Source organism: Achromobacter sp. FW305-C-30-7 (assembly GCF_058783105.1).
In genome coordinates this window covers 56,655-74,189 of sequence record NZ_JBYSYI010000014.1, presented here as the reverse complement: position 1 = coordinate 74,189, position 17,535 = coordinate 56,655, and the positions used below count along the sequence as shown (strand labels likewise).

Genomic DNA, 17,535 nt, shown 5'->3' with positions numbered 1-17,535 from the left:
TAGAGGGAACACGCCCTCACTATGCCGATAGCGCAGGTTTGCCGGAATCGCCAAAACCGATAAACTTCCTATCGAAATTGAGAGGAATGAATGGACCTCAACGCGGTCGAGATGTTCGTCGCCGTGGTGCACGCAGGCAGCTTGTCCGCTGCCGCGGCGCACACCGGTGTGCCGTTGCCCACCTTGAGCCGCCGCATCCGCGAACTCGAGAAGCAACTCAGCGTGCAGCTGTTCGAGCGTTCAGTCAGGGGAACGAAGTTGACGGATGCCGGCGCCAGGCTATACGAGCACGCCAGCCGCGGCATCGAGGCCTTGATGGACGCGAAAGAGGCGGTGCTCAATGCGCAGCGCCAACTGGAGGGACTGCTGCGCCTGTCGCTGCCGCCGTCGTTCGATATCTGGTGGGACCTGCTGGCTGCGTTCCAGCAGCGTTATCCGGGCATACGGCTCTTTGTCCACACGACGGAGCGGCGCGTCGACTTGATTGTCGACGGCATCGATGTGGCCCTGCGCGTGGGCGCGATCGAACATGAGTCCATGGTTGCGCGGAAAATCCTGCAATACCGGCACCGGCTGGTCGCCAGTCCCTCCTTGCTCGAACGGCTGGGCTATCCCACTGTGCCGGAAGACCTGCACCGGCTGCCTTGCGCGGCCTGGGCGCGCGCAGGCTACGAGCCGCCGGTATGGCATCTGGGGGGAACGGCGTTCCATCCGCGCCCGATCCTGTCCACGAACGACTACGCCCACTTGCGCCACCGCGCGCTATCCGGCCAGGCCGTGACGGAATTGCCATTGTTCCTTGCCGCCGAAGACCTGCGCGCGGGGCGGCTCGTGGGCGTGCTCGATGGGTACCCCTTGCCGGAACAGGAACTGAATTTGCTGTATCCCTCGCACCGGCATCCTTCGTCCGTTGTGCGGGCGTATCTGGATTTTTGCCGCGAGTATTGGCAGGACGAAGCGCGGGCTCGGTCCTGCCTGCCCGATCAGTCGATGGAATAGGCCTCGCCCGTCAGGCCATAGCGGGTGAAGAACTGCCCGAAAGAGGGCATGGCGGCGATATCCATGGTGTGGCCGGCAGTGTCCATCACCAGGGTCGCCACCGTGGCCGAGCGCCCGCCTGTCAAGGTGCCGCGCGGCGGACGGCAGACGGAATAGGGAGTGGCCCAATCGTCGGCCAGGGCGCGCCGCACGTCAGCCACCGTGATCCGGGGGCCGCAGGCGTCCAGCAACTGGCGCACGCGCCAGGCCCGGTAGTAGGTGTCCACGGCATTCTTCAGGCCAGCTTCACGCAGCTTGCCCAGCGCCACTTCGCTCATGAAGTGGTTGGAGTGGGTCAAGAGGCCGTCCTGCGGCAGCAGCGTAAAGCTCTCGTCGGGCGCGCATTCGAAGTCGATCACCCAGCCGGCCTGGCTGACGATCATGTTGCTGGAGCAGGCCTTGGGCGTGGCGGCGATCAGTTGCATGGCGATGGCGACGTGCTGCTGGCTAAGGACCGCCCGCCGCACGCTGCTCAAGGGCACGCCGGACTGGGTGTAGTCGCGGTCGCTGCTGAGATAGTTGCCGGTCAGGCCGATGCCGGCCGAGTTGAAGCCGTGCCGCGCCAGGCCGCCAGCCTCCACCAGCGTCAGGAAGGTGATGCCGGTTTCCAGGGTGGCGCGCAGCACGATGGTGCTGTCGCAGGCGTCTGGCTCCCAATCCCAGTTGTGGGCATGGATCAGATTGCCCGTGGCGCTGCGCCCGGGCATGACCAGGGCGGCGGTGCATTCGCCTTCGGCGGGATCCAGGTTGCCCATCTTGGCCTGCAGGCGCGCCTTGGCGATGACCTCGGTGCGGGCGTTGATCAGCGCCACGTCGTCGAAGGCGCAACCGGCGCCTTCCGCGATGCCGCGCATCTCTTCGGTGTGCGCGGGGTCGAACTTCTGGATCTGGTCGGCGAACTCCTTGATCAGGGCGGCCTGGGTGGCGGGGGGAGTGCCGATCTTGTCGAGTTCGCCGCGATAGTGCCGGGCGCTGTGGGCGATGCGTTCGGGCACGGCGCGGCCGTATTGCACGCCACGTTCAAAGGGGCTGCCGGAGATCGAGACGAGAGGAAACGGGGCGTATTTCATGGGAGCATCAATTCGGAGTAACGGAGGTTCAGGAGGCGGCGGGGCCGGCCAGGTCCAGTTGCAGGCCGTCGGCGCTGATATGCAGGTCGGCGCCCAGCGCGGCGGACGCGCGCATCAGCAGGTCGCGTTCTTGCGCCACTTCGGACGCGGGCACGAACACGGTCTGGTTGGCGCTGTTGCGCTGCACGAAACGGAACTGCATGGCGGCGGGGCGCTTGTCGCGGATGTCGACGCGGACCGTCATGCCGGTCCATTCGGTATGCGCGTCCGCCTGGTGGGCAACCTGGAAGGAGAAGTTGCCGCTGCCATAGAGGATGGGCTTGCCGCGATGCAGTTCGATCGGCAGGATCATGTGCGGACCGTGTCCCAGCACGATGTCGGCGCCGGCTTCTACGGCCGCATGCGCATACTCGCGCTGGTACTGCAGCACTTCGCGCCGGTAGCCCCAGTGCAGCGAGGCGATGACGATGTCCGCTTGTTGCCGCAGCGCCGCCACGTCGGCGCGGAACTGCGCAAGCGACTCCGGGTCGGCCCAGGTCAGCACTTCGGGCGGCACGCCGGGGCGCGTGCGCGCCGCCTGCATCTCCAGCCGCGGCCGGTAGGCGGTATGCGCGCGGATGATGGCGACGCCGGCATGGTGCGCACTGGCCTCATGATTGTCCGGCCAGTACACGGCGGTGCGCTGCAGGAAACCGTAGCGCACGCCGTCCCTGACTTCGATCAGCGGGGCGCGGGCCTCGCCGGCATTGGCGCCCGCGCCGACGCTGGGCAGCGACGCGCCCCGCAAGGCGGCCAGCGTGGACAGCACCGCCTCGTGGCCGATGTTGACGTTGTTGGCATTGCCGACCGCCTGCAGGCCGCCTTCGCGCAGGGCCTGCGCGTGGCGGGGCGAGGTATAGAAGCCGCGCCGCTCCTGGGCGTGTTCGGGCAGGTCGTACAGGCAGCATTCCAGGTTGGCGAACACCAGGTCCGCTACGCGCAGCGGCTGGCGGACGTGATCGAACAGGCCGCTGGCGTCTGGTACGCCCTTGAGGTTGATGTCGCCCAGCAGGTACAGGGTTTGATTCATGGCGGCGTTCCTATTCGGTCTTCGAGACTTCCCAGAGCAGCGGCGCGCCGAAGATCGACGATTCGAAACCCTGGACGTTCTTGCGGTATGCGCCCGTGCTCAGCGTGTTGAACAAGGGGATGATCGGGACCTGCTCCAGCATCAGGCGGTGCAGCTGGTCCAGCAGGGCTTGGCGCTCGGCGGGCACCGTGGCGTTGGTGGCTTTTTCCAGCAGCGCGCGGGCGCCGGGATCGTCCCACAGCTTGCGCGGCTGGCTGGCCTTGTCGCCAGTGACGGCTTCAAAGCTCAGAGCGGGATCCATGCGGCTGGAGTACGAGAACGACATCATCTGGTAGTTGCCCTTCTGCCACTTGTCCTGCTGGGCGCCCCATTCCAGCACTTCAATGTCGGCGTTGATACCGGCCTGCTGCAGCATGGCCTGGGTGATCACCGCCGCGTCATAGTTCGGCAGATTGCGCTTGTTGGTCGAAATGACGATCTTCTCGCCCTTGTAGCCGGCCTTGGCGAGCAGCGTCTTGGCGCGCGCCAGATCGTAGACATAGCCTTTCTTTTCGGCTTCCCCATAGTAGGGCGACGCCACGGGCACGAGCGAGTTGTTGGGTTCGGCCAGGCCGTAGGTCACGCCTGCGACCAGTTCCTTGTAGTTCAGCGCCGCAGCGATGGCCTGGCGCAGATAGGGATTGGAGAGCAGCTTGTCGCGGGTCTGGATCGTCAGCGTGGAAGGCGCCAGCTGAGGCGAGACGTTCGTGCTGATGGCCTTGTTTTCCGCTAGTTCCGCGACCTCGGAATACGGCACCTTGGACATTACGTCGATGGCGCCGCTGGCCAGGGCGGTTTTTGCCGTCGCCGGGTCGGAGATCACGACAAAGCGCACTTCGTCGACCAGGGGACGCTTGGAGCCCACGTAGCCGTCGGGCTTGCCCGGCCGGTTGGCGTAGTTCTCGAAGCGCGTCAGGCTGACGTATTCGCGGCGGCGCCACTCCGCGAAGCGGAAGGGGCCGGTGCCTATGGGTTTGTCCCAGGTGCCGTCGGGCTTGACCGAGTCGCGGTGGGTGATGGCGGTCATGCCGCAGTCGCTGCGCGCCAGCGAATCAAGGAACAGCGGCGCGGCCCGGTCCAGCTTGAACACGACGGTGGCGGGATCGGTGGCGGCGGCGCCTTCCACCTTCAGGCCGATGCGGCCATCGAAGTCCGTCAGGCAGCGCCAGCCGGTCTTGGGATCCATGTAGCGGTTCCAGCTCCAGACCACGTCGTCGGCGGTCAGGGGCGCGCCATTGTGGAAGGTCACGCCCTGCCGCAGATGAAACGTGTAGGTCTTGCCGTCTTCGGAGACGTCGATTTTCTCCGCCAGCAGGGGAGCGGGCTGACCCTTGGCGTCGTAGCCGACCAGGCCTTCGACGACATGCAGGATTACCCCATCGGTATTGGCGTCGCGGTTGACGCCCGGATCGCTGCTGCGGATGTCCGCGTCCTGGTGGGCACGCAGCACGGTGGCGCCCAGGGCAGGCGCGGCGGCCGTCAGGAGGGCGGCCAGGGCGGTGTACGCATACAGAGGTCGTTTCATGATGGATCCTTGTTGTGAGCGGTTTGCAGCTGGAAGACGTTCAATAGGAAGGGGACGATCCGCGTGCCACCCCGTAGCGGGCGTAGGCGGCGCCCTGCCAAGGCAGGCGCGCCACTTCCAGCACGCCGGCGGCGGGTTCCATGATCAGCGTGGCGGTGGTGCAGGACGCATAGCCCTGGGCGCTGACACGCCCCGGCCGGCAGACGGAAAACGGGGTGGCGTGGGTGTCGGCGAAAGCGGTCTTGAGATCCTGCACGCCGAGCTTGCGGCCCGCGGCGGACAGGCTCTGGCGCACGCGCTGATCGCGGTACAGGCTTTCCGGCGAACTGGCGATGCCTGTCTCCTGCAGCTTGCCGAGCGCGACGGCACTGGTCCAGTGGTTGGCGTGGACCAGCAGGCCGTCCTCGGGATAGACCAGGAAGGTCTCGTCGGGCGCGCATTCCAGGCTCAGCGCCAGGCCCAGTTGGGTGCCCAGGATCAGGTTGCATGAGCAGGCCTTGGGTGTGCCGGTGACGACCTGCAGGGCCAGGGCGTAATGTTCCTGTTCCAGCGCCTTGCGGCGTACCAGAGGCAGAGGCACGCCGTCCTGCAGGTAGTCGCGGCTGGAGGACATGCCGTTGCCGTTCAGGGTCAGTCCAGCGGAGTTCATGCCATAGCGCGCCAGGCCGCCGGCTTCGACGAACGTCAGCACGTCGGGGCCATCGTCGCGCAGCACGCGCAGGATGATGATGGTGTCGGCGCAATCCTGGCGGTTGTCCCAGTTCTGGCCCTGCAGGAAATTGCCGTTGGCGCTGCGCTCCGGCAGGATGGCGGCGCCCGTGCATTCATCGCTTTGCGGCGCGGCGCCGGCGGCCAGATGCGCGCGGCGGGCCTGGGCGACGATCTCAGTGCGGGCGTTAATCATCAGCACGTCTTCGAACGAAACGCCGGCGCCTTCGGCGATGCCGCGCATTTCTTCCAGGTAGTCGGGTTCGAAGTCCTCGATGGCGCGCGAGAAGCGCGCGATAAGCCGTTGCAGGTCGGCGGGCGAGTACCGGAACTGCTGCAGCGCACGGGCGTAGATGTCGGCGCTGCACCGCACTCGCCCGCCTGCCAGGCGCCCATGCTGGAGTCCGCGCTCGTAGGGCGCGCCGGACACTTCAACCAGAGGAAAGAACGCTGCTGCCGTCATGTCTGTTCCTGTGCGTGCGGAGCCGTGGACATCATTGATCGAACCGCCACTTCAGGCGCACGCCGCCGGTGTCGTTGGCTTCCAGGGCGGGAATGGCCGACAGCAGCTTACGCGTGTAGGGATGCTGGGGCGCGTCGAAGATCTGGTCGCGCAGGCCTTGTTCGACGATCTGGCCGTCCTGCATCACAACCACGCGGTCCGCCACCTGCTCGACCACGCCCAGGTCGTGGCTGATGAACAGACAGGAAAAGCCGTGGCGCTGCTGCAACTCGGCAAACAGCTTGAGCACCTGCGCGCGCACTGTGACGTCCAGGGCCGAGACGGGTTCGTCGGCGATCACGAAGGCGGGGCGGCGCACGATGGCGCGGGCGATGGCGACGCGCTGGCGCTGGCCGCCCGACAGCTCGTGCGGGTAGCGCCGGGCGTACTCGGGCCCCAGTCCGACCTCGGTGAGCACGGACTGGACGCGCTCGGCCTTCTGCGCCGCCGTCATGCCGTCCACCTGGCGCAGGCCTTCGGCCGTGAGTTCACCGACCGTCATGCGGGGGTTCAAGGAGGAGTAGGGATCCTGGAACACCATCTGGCAGTTCAGGCGGTAGTCGTTCCAGGCGGCGCCCGTTTGCGCAATGGGCTTGCCGCGGAAGTAGATGCCGCCGTCCGTGGGGGCCAGCAAGCCGGCGATGGCCCGGCCCAGGGTGGTCTTGCCGGAACCCGATCCGCCGACCACCGCCACCACTTCACGCGGCCGGATCTGCAGGTCTATGCCGTGCAGGGCGCGTTTGGCCTGGGTGCGGCCGAACAGCCGCTGACGGCCTGCGTAGTCCACCAGCAGCTGGCGCACGTCGACGATGGGCGCCTCGGGCGGAATGGGGCGTGCAGGGCCGCGCATGGGCATGGCCGCCAGCAATTGCCGCGTATACGGATGCGCGGGGCGGTCCAGGATCTGCTGCGTGGTGCCGGTTTCCACGATTTCGCCGTGGCGCATCACGATCATGCGCTCGGTGTACTTGGCCACCATGGGCAGGTCGTGGCTGATCATCAGCACGGCCGTGTTGCGGGCGCGGGTCAGTTCCAGCATCAGTTCCAGCACGTCGCGCTGCACCACCGCGTCCAGCGCGGTGGTGGGTTCGTCCGCCACCAGCAGGGCCGGTTCCAGCAGCATCACGGCGGCCAGCATCATGCGCTGGCGCATGCCGCCTGAGAATTCATGGGGCCAGGCGTCCAGCGCGGCGGCCGGGTCGCGCAGGCCGACTCGCGCCAGCATGGCCAGTATCAGCTGTTTGCGCGCGGCGGCGGACAGGTCCTTGCGGTGCAGCGCCAGCCCTTCGTCGAGCTGGCGGCCGATCTTCATAGAGGGATTGAGCGAGGTCATCGGCTCCTGGAACACCATGCCGACGCGCGCCCCGCGCAGCTTGCGCAAGGCGGCGGGGCTGGCATCCGTCAGCGACTTGCCTTCGAAAGTGAGCGAGCCCGCCGCGCGCACCAGCGGCGGGGGCGTCAGGCCCAGCAAGGCGCGCGCCGCCTGGGTCTTGCCGCTGCCCGATTCGCCCACGATGCCGACCAGTTCCCCGGGCTTGATGGAGAAGCTGACCCGCTTGACGATTTCCCTGCCGCCCGCGCCCACCGTCAGCGTCAGGCCGTTTACCTCTGCCAGCGTTGCGCCGGTGTCCATGTTCTTGTTCGTCATGTCATTCACCCGTGCGCATGCGCGGATCCAGGCGGTCGCGCACGGCGTCGCCCAGCAGGTTGATGCCCAGCAGCGTGAGCGAAATGCAGATGCCGGGGAAGATGCTCAGATACGTGGCCTGCGCCATGAACGGACGGGCCGAGGCCAGCATGTTGCCCCAGGTCGGCGCGGGTGGCGGCACGCCCAGGCCCAGGAAGGACAGGGCGCTTTCCGCCAGGATCACCCAGCCGAACATGGACGTGGCCAGCACCGTCAGCGGCGCCACGCAGTTCGGCAGCACGTGGCGGAACATGGTGTAGAGCTCGGAATTGCCCAGCACGCGCGAGGATTCGATGAATTCCTTCTCGCGCAGCGACAGCACCGTGCCGCGCACGATCCGCGTCACGGACGGCGTGTAGGCCAGGCCCAGCGCCAGGATGATGCCGTACTTGTTGGCGCCCACCACCGCCAGCAGGCCCAGCGCCAGCAGCAGGCCGGGAAAGGCCAGCAGGGCGTTGTTGAAGGCCATGATGATGCGGTCGGTCCAGCCCCGCACGAAACCGGTCAGCACGCCGATGGCGGTACCCAGCACGACGGAGAACGAGACGGTCAGCAGGCTGATCCAGACGCTGGTCGAGGCGCCGACCATCAGGCGGCTGAGCACGTCGCGGCCGAATTCGTCGGTGCCCAGCCAGAACTGGGCGCCAGGCGGCTTGAGCCGCGACGCGAAGCTGATGCCCAGCGGGTCGCGCGGGGTCCACACGGCGCCGAGCAGGGCGGCGCCCACGACGATCGCGATGATGACCCCGCCTATGGCCGCATTGGCGGGCAGGCGGCGGCGCCGGGGCTTGATGGGATTGATGGCGGTCAGTTGCATGGCGGTTTACTCGGCTCCAACGCGGGGATCGAAGGCGGGATAGAGCAGGTCGACGAAGAGGTTGACCAGCACATAGATGACCGCGACAAACAGCAGGCAACCCTGGATCACCGGGTAGTCGCGGGCGAAGATGGAGTCGACCAGGAGACGGCCCAGGCCGGGTATCGTGAACACGGTTTCCACCACGGCGATGCCGCCCAGCAGATTGCCGAGCACCAGGCCGATCAGGGTCCAGGTGGGGCCGAAGGAGTTCTTGAATACGTGATGGGTCAGCACCGCGCGTTCGCTCAAGCCCTTGGCGCGGGCGTGGGTCACGTAATCCAGGCGCAAGACTTCCAGGGCGCTGGCGCGCGCCATGCGCATCAGCACGCCGATCTCATGCAGGAACAGGGTCAGGATGGGCATGGCCAGGTACAGCAGTCCCGCGACCGCGTCCTCCGACACCGACACGTAGCCCACGACCGGCAGCCATTCCAGCTTCAGCCCCAGCAGCAGCAACAGCAACAGGCCCAGCCAGAAGGTGGGAATGGACACCAGCAGCGTGGCCATGCCGACCAGCGCGATGTCGGCGGCGCGGTTCTGGCGCCAGGCGGCGATGATGCCCGCCGGCACCGCGACCAGGGCGGCGGCGGCCACGGCGGCCAGCACGATGGGCGCGCTGACCAGGAAGCGGTCCCACACCAGGGCCAGCACTGCCTGGCCGGTGGTAATGGATTTCCCCAGGTCGCCATGCAGCAGATTGCCGAACCACAAGGCGAATTGGGCGGGCCAGGATTGGTCCAGGCCCATGCGCTGGCGCAGTTCTTCCAGGCTGGCGGGGTCGGCAAGGTCGCCCAGCAGCAGCTGGGCCGGATCGCCGGGGATCAAGCGGATCAGCACGAAAACGGCGACGGACACGATCAGCAGTGTCGGTATGGCCATTCCGATGCGCGAGAGTGCGAAGCGAAGCATAGGGGGCTCGTAGCTCACGTCCCGGCGCCGGCGGCGCGGCGCGATGGTGACGATACGGTTGACGGGACCGCGTATGCCGGCTCGGCTGCGGGATGGCGTAACTTTGACGTCCTGTCATAAAGAAGTAAAACTAAAATTACTTTGTGATATATAAAGTTCTTCTTACCGATAGGGCGCCCGTCACATGAGCTCGATCCGCTTCTTTCGCACCTTTGTTGCCGTGGCCCGCAGCGGCTCGTTCGCCGCCGCGTCGGAACGGGTGTCGCTGACGCCCGCGGCGGTCAGCCTGCAGATGCGCGCGCTGGAAGACGACCTGGGCGTCAGCCTGTTCGACCGCAGCGGCAAGATCGTGTCCCTGAGCGAAGGCGGACACCGCCTGCTGCCGCGCGCGGAGCAACTGCTGGCGGTGTACGACGATCTGCGCGACGGCCCCGGCGGCGACGAGCTGGTGGGTGCCATCGACGTGGGTTCGGTGGGCACTTCCATGGCATTCCTGGCGCGCGCCGTATTGACCTTGCGGGACTCGCATCCCAAGCTGAACGTGCAGCCCGTGATCAGTTTTTCCGGCGACCTGTCGCTGCGGGTGCGGGCAGGGGAGTTGGATGCGGCGTTGGCGGTCAAGAATGCCCATAAACTGCCTTCCGGCACGCAATGGACCCCGCTCTACACGGAACCCTTCGTGTTCATCGCCAACCGCCAGGCGGCGGGCAAGGCCGACCTCGCCAGCCTGATGGCGCGGCGCCTATTCCTACGGCCTTCGCGCGATACGCATACGGGGGCGCTGATCGATGCCTTCATCCGCAGGAACCATCTCAAGTTCGGCGATTTCCTGGAAATCAATTCACTGCGGACCATGGTCGAACTGGTCCAGCAGGATGTCGGCGTGACCATCGTGCCGCTCACGCGGGCGGCGCACTGGGAGGAAGATCCGCGCCTACGCGTGACCTATTTCGATGACCCGTCCGCGCAACGGACCGTCGGACTGTTCGAGAACGAGGCGCGCAGCCACCTGACCAGCGCGCTCAGGCGCGTCCTGCTTGCCACGATCGAGCAGGACGCCCAGGTCAGGCGGTAATCGCCACTACAATGTCGGATCAATCACCCCACCAGGAGTCATTCGCCATGCGCCATTGATGCCGCCGTCTGCACGACGGCCAGTCTCCACCCACCCCCAAAGAGCAGGGGGAGTTCTTGGCATCCTTGGAACCGCACATGACGAATCCCTATCTCGCGCTGGAAGGCGTGTCCTATGTTCTGCCGGACGGCAGGACGCTTTTCTCCGGTCTCAACGAACAGTTCGACCTGCGGCCTACCGGGCTGGTGGGCCGCAATGGCGTGGGCAAGAGCGTGCTGGCCGGCATTCTTGCCGGTCAGTTGCCGCCGGCCTCCGGCCGCTGCGTGCGTTCGGGCAGCGTGCATTATCTGGCCCAGCAGGCCGCCCCGCGCGTAGCCGGGACCGTCGCGGCGCTGGCGGGCGTGCAGGCCAGGCTCGATGCGCTGGGACGCATCGAAGCGGGCAGCGCCGCCGCCGAGGACTTCGACATTCTCGGCGATCGCTGGGATGTGCGCCTGGCATTGCAGCAGGAACTGGAGCGCTGCGGCCTGGGCCATCTCGACGCCGCGACGCCGGCCGCCACGCTCAGCGGCGGCGAAGCCATGCGCGTCGCCCTGATCGGCGCCTTGCTGTCGGAGGCCGACTTCCTGATCCTGGATGAACCCACCAATCATCTGGACAGGCCAAACCGGCTGGCGTTGATCGAGCAGCTGCAACGCTGGCCGCGCGGCTTGCTGGCGATCAGCCATGACCGGCAACTGCTCGAAGCGATGCAGCGCATCGTGGAATTGTCGGCGTTGGGGCTGCGTGGGTACGGGGGTGACTACAGCTTCTACGCCCAGCGCAAGGAAGAGGAGCGGCGCAACGCGCTGTCGCTGCTGGAGCAGCGCAAGCATGAACGCCAACGCGAGGAACAATCGCTGCGTGCACAGCGCGAGCGCCAGGAGCGGCGGCAGGCGCGCGGCAACCGGCAGGGGCGCGAAGCCAATCAGGCCAAGATTCTGCTGGACCGGCAGAAGGCGCGCAGCGAAACCTCCGCGGGCAAGCTGCGCCGCCAGCATGCGGCGGCAAGCGAGCAGCTCACATTGCGTGTGCGCGAGGCGGCCGAACAGGTCGAGGACCAGGACGCCATCGTGCTGCATGCGCCGCCGGCCGCCATGCCTGCGCAGCGGCGCATTGCTGAACTGGATGGGGTGGAACTGCCCTTTGTCCCGGCCGCCACGCGCCGCATTGACCTGATGCTGGGCGGACAGCAGCGGGTGGGAGTGGTCGGCCCGAACGGTTGCGGCAAGTCGACCTTGCTCAAAGTATTGGCTGGGCAGCTTCAGGCATCGGGCGGGACATGCCGGGTCGCGGTAGAGGCCGTGTATCTGGATCAGGGACTGGCCACGCTGGCGCCGCAGCGCCCGGTGCTGGAGCAGTTGCAGGCGGCCAATCGCGGCGCGTCGGAAGCTGACTTGCGCACGCGCCTTGCCCAGCTTGGCCTGGACGCGCGCAAGATTGCCGTACCCAGCGCCGCGCTCAGCGGAGGAGAACGGCTGAAGGCCGCACTGGCCTGCGCGCTGTATGCGGACCCGCCCGCGCAACTGCTGTTGTTGGACGAGCCCAGCAACCACCTGGATCTGCCGTCGATGCAGGCGTTGGAGGCAATGCTGCGCGCGTACCGGGGCGCCTTGGTCGTGGTGTCTCATGACGACGCGTTCATGGACAGCCTGGGCCTGACGCATCGCCTGCTTGCGGGCAGCGACGGATGGCGCCTGGAGATTATCTGATCGACAGTTCCAGTATGTCGTCGCCGGCTTCATCCCGTTCTCCCGTGGGCGTCCAGCCCAGGTGCCGGTAGAAGCCGTGGGAACGCACAGCGGGATCGCTGGCGCATGCCAGGAACAGGCGTTGGTGTCCCAGGCTTGCCAGATGCCGGACCATCAGCTGCAGCAGCGTCTTGCCCGTGCCCCGGTTCTCGCTTTCGGGCAGCAGGGCCAGGACCACGATTTCGCCGGTGTCGCGGTCGCCGTAGCAGTAGCCTGTCACCCGGCCGTCCGCGCAGGCGACAAAGCCGGGAAGGTCTCCCGCGCGGACGCCGGCGGCCCAGCTGTCCACGGTGATGCCCAATGCGCGCAGTTCCTCGACGGAAAACGCGTTCTCTCTGGTTTGGCCGCGGATCGTCACGCAGGCCGGGACGTCGTCGGCGGTGGCGGGGCGGAATGTCAGTGTGCTCATGCCCGTATATTGACACCCTGTGCGCAATCGTGGCGAGCGGTAACATTCCTCGCGCCGGCGCGGCATTAACATCGACCGCTTCAATCCGCGCACTGCAGGGTGTAGGCATGCTCGAGTCCGTACTCGCGCCATGGGCGCTGACTGGCCGGCTGTGGCTGCGGTTCTGGCCGCAATTGATGGCGCTGGTGCTGGCAGGCACGCTGGCCCGCGATGTGCTGCTGTGGGTGGCGGCGCAGACGGGCTTTGCCAATCATCTGGCCGGCCTGGCGGTACTTACGCTGGTTGCCTTGGCACAGCTGGTCACCACGGTGGCGATGTTGCTGGTGCTGCTGCCCGGCCTCCCGGCCTTGCGCGACGCGCAAGCGGCGGCGCGCGCTGGCGACACCGCGTCCGGCAACGCTGAAGGACGGCTGGGGCGGGCGTTGACCGTGGCCTTGCTGCCGTTCTTCGCCTATTACGCCGCTTGGGGGTTCCTGGGCGACATCGTGCGGCAGTACTCGCGCCTGGCCTATGGGCTGGATCCGCTGGGCGAGCACGGCAATGTGCTGGACGCCCTGGATTCGCGCTGGCTGCTGGTCTCGGTGGCGATTTCCTGGCTGGTGCGCAAGGTGGCGGTGATGGCGCGCGACCGCACGGGCAAGGGCCGCTGGCAATGGCTGGTGGTGCTGTGCGAGACCAATTGGATCCTGATCGGCCTGTACGTCATCAGCCGCTGGAAGGACCAGGCTTGGCAATGGCTGGCCGACCGGCGCGGGCTGGAGGCGCTGCTGCAGTCCCTGATGAATATGCTGACGCCCATTACGAATGCCTGGGCGGCGGGCATGACGCCGGTCGAGGCGCAAGGGCGCGGCGTGGGCGTGGCGCTGGTCAGCCTGTTCTTCTATGCCTTGCTGCCGGTGATATGGCTGGTGATGGCCGCGCTGGTCTACGGCTACGACGTGCGCGATGATGCCGACCTGCGGCGCTATGAACGGCTGCAACGGCTGGGCGATCGCTACCGCGCGGTGCCGCGCTTTCTGCGCGATTTCGTCGAGCATTTCGTGGCCGGCTACCGCAAGCGCTATCTGCCCTTGGCCAGCGGCGTGCGCCTGGCCTTTCACAGCAGCGCGCTGCTGCTGGTGACGCTTATCGTGGGCTATCGGCTGATCGATTGGGGCGCCGCATGGCTGTGGTACGGCGCGACGCGGCTGATCGGCCCGCATGACCTGGATACCTGGCAGGTGCTGGCGCACGGCGTTTCGCTGCTGTTCGGCAGCCCGTTTCGCGATTCGTCCACGGGTCTGTTGATCGAGCCTTTGCGCATCTGCTTTCTTGCCGCCGTGCTGGAATGCGCCTACGCGCCGTGGAAGATGCGCAGTCCGGCGCCTGCGCCGGCAGCCTGATTCAGCCGGGCGGGTCCGGCGGCGCGAAGCGCAGGTAAGCAGGCCGTTCGGCATCGATAGATACAGTGATAGACCAGGGCGCGGCCGCGTCGGCGGGCACCATGAAGGCTTCCATGATTTCCATCTTGGCGCCGGGCGCGGCGCCGCTGTGGGCGGCGGCCACGCAGCCGCGCGCCGTACCGCGGGGCAGGCGCAGCGCCGGCGCGATGGCGGGCAGCCAGGTACGCCCCTGCGCATCGTGCAGCGCGATGCGGCAGCCGCGCCAGCGCGTGGGCAGATCGGTGGATTGCACCTGCACGGAGAAGGCTGCCAGCGCGGCGCGGGAACCGGCTTGCCAGCCGCGGCCGGCCGGCGGTTCCAGCACGGCGAATTGCTGTAATTGCCACTGCGCGCCGCCCAGCGGCGCCTGGGTGCCGGCCGCGACCTCGCGCGGCTGCAGTTCGCGGCCGTCGAGCCAGCGGGCCACGTTGTCGTGGCCGCTCCAGTACAGGGTCAGCAGTAGCAAGGGAGGCAGCAGCCACAAACTGCGGCGGCGCCAGCGGCGTTCGCTCATGGCCGCGTCGTTCATGGCGCGGCCTCTTGGTCGAGATCGTATTGGTCGGCCGCAATCGGCCGGCCAGAGTCGTCCAGCGGCACGCCGTCCAGCGCAATGCGCACCTGCGAGTCCAGGCGCGGGCCATAGCGCGCGGACAGCAGCAGCGTAGCGCCGCGCGCCTGATCGGGCCGGATCTCGAACACCAGCCGCACGGTGCGCGGCAGGCCTGGTTCCACGGCGTGGGGCGGCTGGTTGCGCGCGAGCACGAGACGGTCCGTGTGGCGGTAGGCCAGGCCGTCGGGTCCGAGCCAGGCGGCTTCGCCGACGGTGGCCGACGTGTCGCGCGCGGCCAGGCGCAGCCAGACGATGGCCCAGACGCCGCCCGTCGTGCGCGTCTGCGTAGCGCTCAGGCTCTTGTAGCTCAGCTGCCGAGCGAACTGCACGCGCTCCACGGTGACGTCGAACTGCCTGGCGCTCACGGTCTGTCCCATGGCGCCGCCTGCCGTGATGGGGCCAGTCAGCGCCATGTAGCGGGGCGTGCTGCGCTGCATGGCGTACAGGGCCAGCGCGGCGGCCAGCACCAGCAGCAGCGTGCCCAGCCGCGCGCTCATGGCGCCGACTCCGGCACGCCGTCCCGGGTTATCGGCAATTCGATCCTGCCGACGTTCGCGGGATTGAACCAGCCTGGCGCGCCATACAGATTGTCTACCGGCTTGTAGATCTTGCTATGCACGGCAAGCGCGGTGCGCGCGGGAGCCGCAGCTGCGGGCGGCAGCATCCAGACAAAGGCCATGCGCTCGGGCAGGCCGGGCTGCAGGTAAGGCATTTGCTGCGAATCGCGCAGCCCGACCGCCATGGGCTTGCCTGCAGCCGCTCCCAGCGGCGCATTCCAACGCAGCAGTCCGAGATAGTCGGCGCTCGATTCGGCGGTGCGGTTGGTGAGGTCAGCCTCGACCACCAGCGCCGTGGCGCCGGGCTTGAGCGGCACGCCGTAGACCTTGGGGGTGGAGGCGGTCCAGGCGCGGCGCGGCACCACCTGCCACTGGCCGGTCTGGATCGAGGCATCGGCGCCATATACGGGTTCGGACGCGCGGTTGAGCTTGCCGTAGGCGCCGTACAGCGCGACGCTGGCGGCGGCAAGCAGAGAGCCTATGCCTGCCAGGCTGGCGGCGACACGGGCTCTGAGCGAGTGCAGTACGCGCATCCGGACTCCAGGCGCGCGGACGGCGCGCATCGGGAATTCCAGATCGTAGGCGCGCCGCTCATGCCGGGCTTTGTCCTTATGTTTCCATGCATGTCGCGCAGGGCATTGCTGCGCGCTCAGGCCAAGTTTTGAAACAATTCATGGGTCAACGTCCGGACGTGAATGTTTCAGAACAAGTTCAGCGCCCGGGCCACCCACCAGCCCAGGCCGATCGCGATGCCGATCAGCAGCATCCTGCGCAGGCCGCCGCTCTTGGCCGGCACGGCGCCGGGAGGGAGCCCCGCGTTCACATGGGAGGGAGCAGCTTCGGCCGATGTGCGTGCCTGCGCCGGCGCCGGATCATCGGTTTCGATCACGAACTCCGGTTTGGCCTCGTGCTGCTTCATTCCCTGCGCCAGGTTTTCCACGTCCACGCCGGCGTTGCGCAGCATGTCCCACAGGCCGCCGTCTCCCTGGCCGGCGCGCAGCGCTTCGATGCGCTCGCGTTCGGCACGGGGGACTTCGTCCAGGCTGTCGTACTTGCGGCCATTGACCGTGACCGCGCCGTCCTTGATCTCGACCTTGAAGGACTCACCGTTCTCGATGCCGGCATAGCTCCAGGTTTGGCTCACCGAAGCGCCATCCATTCCGCCGTCCAGCAACTCTTCGATGTTGGCGCGCTGTTCGGGCGTCAGGTCCTTCGTGGTGCTCCAGCTGCGCGTCGTCGTGGTGCTGCGCCAAGTCTTGGTTTTTTCGTTCATGGGTGAATCCGTTGTCATGCGGGTCTAGTGCAAAGCCTCTTACTTTGTCCTTAATGCAAAACTTATTTTCATGTCAAGAAAATCGATCTGATATGGTCTATCGAGCGTATCAGATGGCCTAAAGAGCGCATAATGTGCGCACCCTTTCCCAAGCTCCATGTCGTGGGGATCGGGTCGATTTTCTGTATGCGAAGAGCGTGTTGTCACTAGCTCGGCGGTTCGTGTTCCCAGGTTCATGTTCGGTAGCTAGGACAACTTGGAGTATTCACGGAGATGTCTATGACAGAAGACGCAAAGCCGCGCAGGCGGTTCCTGCAGGCGTTGGCCATCGTGCCGGCGTCGACGTTGGCGGTGGGCGCAATGACCACCGGCTGTACCAACGAGTCGGATGGCGCCGCCGCGCGCGCCGCCAAGCCCTATGAACCCACCTATTTCACCAAGGCCGAATGGGCCTTCGTCGTGGCCGCGGTGGATCATCTGATTCCCGCTGACGAGTACGGTCCCGGCGCCATCGAGGCCGGCGTGCCGGAGTTCATCGACCGGCAGATGGAAACGCCGTTCGGCCACGGCAAGCTCTGGTACATGCAAGGTCCGTTCCACACCGACCAGGTGCCGGAACTGGGCTATCAACTCAGCCAGAACCCCCGCGAGGTCTACCGCCACGGCATCGAGGCCTGTGACGCCTGGTGCGTGAAGACGCACGGCAAGGCTTATGCCGAACTGGACAAGCCGCTGCAGGAACAGATCCTGAAGGATCTGCAGGGCGGCAAGATCAAGTTCGAAAGCGTGCCTGCCACGACGTTCTTCAGTTTCCTGCTTTCCAACACCAAGGAAGGGTTCTTCGCCGATCCCATGTATGGCGGCAACAAGAACATGGTGGGTTGGAAGATGGTGGGTTTCCCGGGCGCGCGCGCGGACTTCATGGACTGGGCCGACCAGCCCAACGCGAAGTATCCCTACGGCCCCGTGTCGATCTCTGGGGAGAAGGGTTAAG

At 66.8% G+C, this 17,535-nt stretch carries 17 protein-coding genes; 5 read left to right on the top strand and 12 right to left on the bottom strand.

Annotated elements, in window-relative coordinates; translation table 11 throughout:
- Positions 1-90: 90 nt before the first annotated feature.
- A complete protein-coding gene (locus AC3WOB_RS29810; RefSeq protein WP_492277021.1) occupies positions 91-999 on the top strand; it encodes a LysR family transcriptional regulator in 909 nt (302 codons plus the stop codon).
- On the opposite strand, the gene AC3WOB_RS29805 is transcribed toward AC3WOB_RS29810, so the two are convergent.
- Genes AC3WOB_RS29805 through AC3WOB_RS29775 form a run of 7 tightly spaced genes read right to left on the bottom strand, consistent with a single transcriptional unit; the run spans position 984 to position 9,406 of the window.
- On the bottom strand, positions 984-2,108 hold the full coding sequence (locus AC3WOB_RS29805; RefSeq protein WP_013394338.1) for a C45 family autoproteolytic acyltransferase/hydrolase: 1,125 nt from the start codon (positions 2,106-2,108) through the stop codon (positions 984-986). The genes AC3WOB_RS29810 and AC3WOB_RS29805 overlap by 16 nt on opposite strands.
- Positions 2,109-2,136: 28 nt before the next feature.
- Entirely contained in the window at positions 2,137-3,177 is a 1,041-nt protein-coding gene (locus tag AC3WOB_RS29800; protein ID WP_492277020.1) for a CapA family protein, read from the bottom strand.
- A gap of 10 nt (positions 3,178-3,187) precedes the next feature.
- Positions 3,188-4,741 (bottom strand): ABC transporter substrate-binding protein, encoded by a 1,554-nt coding sequence (locus AC3WOB_RS29795; protein ID WP_492277019.1) that lies wholly within the window; start codon positions 4,739-4,741, stop codon positions 3,188-3,190.
- A 40-nt stretch (positions 4,742-4,781) separates the two neighbouring features.
- Positions 4,782-5,912, bottom strand: coding sequence for a C45 family autoproteolytic acyltransferase/hydrolase (locus AC3WOB_RS29790; RefSeq protein ID WP_492277018.1), 1,131 nt, complete (start codon positions 5,910-5,912; stop codon positions 4,782-4,784).
- A gap of 31 nt (positions 5,913-5,943) precedes the next feature.
- Positions 5,944-7,599 carry an ABC transporter ATP-binding protein gene (locus AC3WOB_RS29785; protein ID WP_492277017.1) on the bottom strand — a complete coding sequence of 552 codons (1,656 nt, stop codon included), beginning with the start codon at positions 7,597-7,599 and terminating at the stop codon, positions 5,944-5,946.
- 1 nt (position 7,600) lies between these two features.
- On the bottom strand, positions 7,601-8,455 hold the full coding sequence (locus AC3WOB_RS29780) for an ABC transporter permease (RefSeq protein WP_013394333.1): 855 nt from the start codon (positions 8,453-8,455) through the stop codon (positions 7,601-7,603).
- 6 nt (positions 8,456-8,461) lie between these two features.
- Positions 8,462-9,406 carry an ABC transporter permease gene (locus AC3WOB_RS29775; RefSeq protein ID WP_013394332.1) on the bottom strand — a complete coding sequence of 315 codons (945 nt, stop codon included), beginning with the start codon at positions 9,404-9,406 and terminating at the stop codon, positions 8,462-8,464.
- A 184-nt stretch (positions 9,407-9,590) separates the two neighbouring features.
- On the opposite strand from AC3WOB_RS29775, the gene AC3WOB_RS29770 reads away from it, so the two are divergent.
- Entirely contained in the window at positions 9,591-10,481 is an 891-nt protein-coding gene (locus tag AC3WOB_RS29770) for a LysR family transcriptional regulator (protein ID WP_492277016.1), read from the top strand.
- Between the two features lie 137 nt (positions 10,482-10,618).
- Positions 10,619-12,232, top strand: a complete 1,614-nt coding sequence (locus AC3WOB_RS29765) for an ABC-F family ATP-binding cassette domain-containing protein (protein WP_492277015.1) — start codon at positions 10,619-10,621, stop codon at positions 12,230-12,232.
- On the opposite strand, the gene AC3WOB_RS29760 is transcribed toward AC3WOB_RS29765, so the two are convergent.
- Complete coding sequence (locus AC3WOB_RS29760; RefSeq protein ID WP_492277014.1) at positions 12,225-12,680, bottom strand: GNAT family N-acetyltransferase; 456 nt, start codon at positions 12,678-12,680, stop codon at positions 12,225-12,227. The genes AC3WOB_RS29765 and AC3WOB_RS29760 overlap by 8 nt on opposite strands.
- A gap of 107 nt (positions 12,681-12,787) precedes the next feature.
- On the opposite strand from AC3WOB_RS29760, the gene AC3WOB_RS29755 reads away from it, so the two are divergent.
- Entirely contained in the window at positions 12,788-14,062 is a 1,275-nt protein-coding gene (locus AC3WOB_RS29755; protein WP_492277013.1) for a hypothetical protein, read from the top strand.
- A gap of 1 nt (position 14,063) precedes the next feature.
- Here the strand turns inward: AC3WOB_RS29755 and AC3WOB_RS29750 are convergent, their stop codons facing one another.
- The 4 genes from AC3WOB_RS29750 to AC3WOB_RS29735 form a co-directional block, all read right to left on the bottom strand.
- On the bottom strand, positions 14,064-14,630 hold the full coding sequence (locus AC3WOB_RS29750) for a hypothetical protein (protein ID WP_492277012.1): 567 nt from the start codon (positions 14,628-14,630) through the stop codon (positions 14,064-14,066).
- Positions 14,627-15,208, bottom strand: a complete 582-nt coding sequence (locus AC3WOB_RS29745; protein WP_492277011.1) for a hypothetical protein — start codon at positions 15,206-15,208, stop codon at positions 14,627-14,629. The genes AC3WOB_RS29750 and AC3WOB_RS29745 overlap by 4 nt, the downstream gene beginning before the upstream one ends.
- Positions 15,205-15,801, bottom strand: a complete 597-nt coding sequence (locus AC3WOB_RS29740) for a hypothetical protein (RefSeq protein ID WP_492277010.1) — start codon at positions 15,799-15,801, stop codon at positions 15,205-15,207. Before AC3WOB_RS29740 ends, AC3WOB_RS29745 begins: the two co-directional genes overlap by 4 nt.
- Positions 15,802-15,968: 167 nt before the next feature.
- Positions 15,969-16,541 (bottom strand): hypothetical protein, encoded by a 573-nt coding sequence (locus AC3WOB_RS29735; RefSeq protein ID WP_492277009.1) that lies wholly within the window; start codon positions 16,539-16,541, stop codon positions 15,969-15,971.
- A gap of 279 nt (positions 16,542-16,820) precedes the next feature.
- On the opposite strand from AC3WOB_RS29735, the gene AC3WOB_RS29730 reads away from it, so the two are divergent.
- Positions 16,821-17,534: a gluconate 2-dehydrogenase subunit 3 family protein gene (locus AC3WOB_RS29730; RefSeq protein WP_492277008.1), complete on the top strand. Its 714-nt coding sequence runs from the start codon at positions 16,821-16,823 to the stop codon at positions 17,532-17,534.
- Position 17,535: the final 1 nt, after the last annotated feature.

Bases quoted from the DNA above. Each gene is read 5' to 3' on its own strand.
- AC3WOB_RS29765 (WP_492277015.1), top strand. From the start codon at position 10,619: ATGACGAATCCCTATCTCGCGCTGGAAGGCGTGTCCTATGTTCTGCCG.
- AC3WOB_RS29770 (WP_492277016.1), top strand. From the start codon at position 9,591: ATGAGCTCGATCCGCTTCTTTCGCACCTTTGTTGCCGTGGCCCGCAGC.
- AC3WOB_RS29800 (WP_492277020.1), bottom strand. From the start codon at position 3,177: ATGAATCAAACCCTGTACCTGCTGGGCGACATCAACCTCAAGGGCGTA.
- AC3WOB_RS29730 (WP_492277008.1), top strand. From the start codon at position 16,821: ATGACAGAAGACGCAAAGCCGCGCAGGCGGTTCCTGCAGGCGTTGGCC.
- AC3WOB_RS29740 (WP_492277010.1), bottom strand. From the start codon at position 15,801: ATGCGCGTACTGCACTCGCTCAGAGCCCGTGTCGCCGCCAGCCTGGCA.
- AC3WOB_RS29755 (WP_492277013.1), top strand. From the start codon at position 12,788: ATGCTCGAGTCCGTACTCGCGCCATGGGCGCTGACTGGCCGGCTGTGG.
- AC3WOB_RS29735 (WP_492277009.1), bottom strand. From the start codon at position 16,541: ATGAACGAAAAAACCAAGACTTGGCGCAGCACCACGACGACGCGCAGC.
- AC3WOB_RS29750 (WP_492277012.1), bottom strand. From the start codon at position 14,630: ATGAACGACGCGGCCATGAGCGAACGCCGCTGGCGCCGCCGCAGTTTG.
- AC3WOB_RS29760 (WP_492277014.1), bottom strand. From the start codon at position 12,680: ATGAGCACACTGACATTCCGCCCCGCCACCGCCGACGACGTCCCGGCC.
- AC3WOB_RS29775 (WP_013394332.1), bottom strand. From the start codon at position 9,406: ATGCTTCGCTTCGCACTCTCGCGCATCGGAATGGCCATACCGACACTG.
- AC3WOB_RS29795 (WP_492277019.1), bottom strand. From the start codon at position 4,741: ATGAAACGACCTCTGTATGCGTACACCGCCCTGGCCGCCCTCCTGACG.
- AC3WOB_RS29785 (WP_492277017.1), bottom strand. From the start codon at position 7,599: ATGACGAACAAGAACATGGACACCGGCGCAACGCTGGCAGAGGTAAAC.
- AC3WOB_RS29745 (WP_492277011.1), bottom strand. From the start codon at position 15,208: ATGAGCGCGCGGCTGGGCACGCTGCTGCTGGTGCTGGCCGCCGCGCTG.
- AC3WOB_RS29790 (WP_492277018.1), bottom strand. From the start codon at position 5,912: ATGACGGCAGCAGCGTTCTTTCCTCTGGTTGAAGTGTCCGGCGCGCCC.
- AC3WOB_RS29780 (WP_013394333.1), bottom strand. From the start codon at position 8,455: ATGCAACTGACCGCCATCAATCCCATCAAGCCCCGGCGCCGCCGCCTG.
- AC3WOB_RS29810 (WP_492277021.1), top strand. From the start codon at position 91: ATGGACCTCAACGCGGTCGAGATGTTCGTCGCCGTGGTGCACGCAGGC.
- AC3WOB_RS29805 (WP_013394338.1), bottom strand. From the start codon at position 2,108: ATGAAATACGCCCCGTTTCCTCTCGTCTCGATCTCCGGCAGCCCCTTT.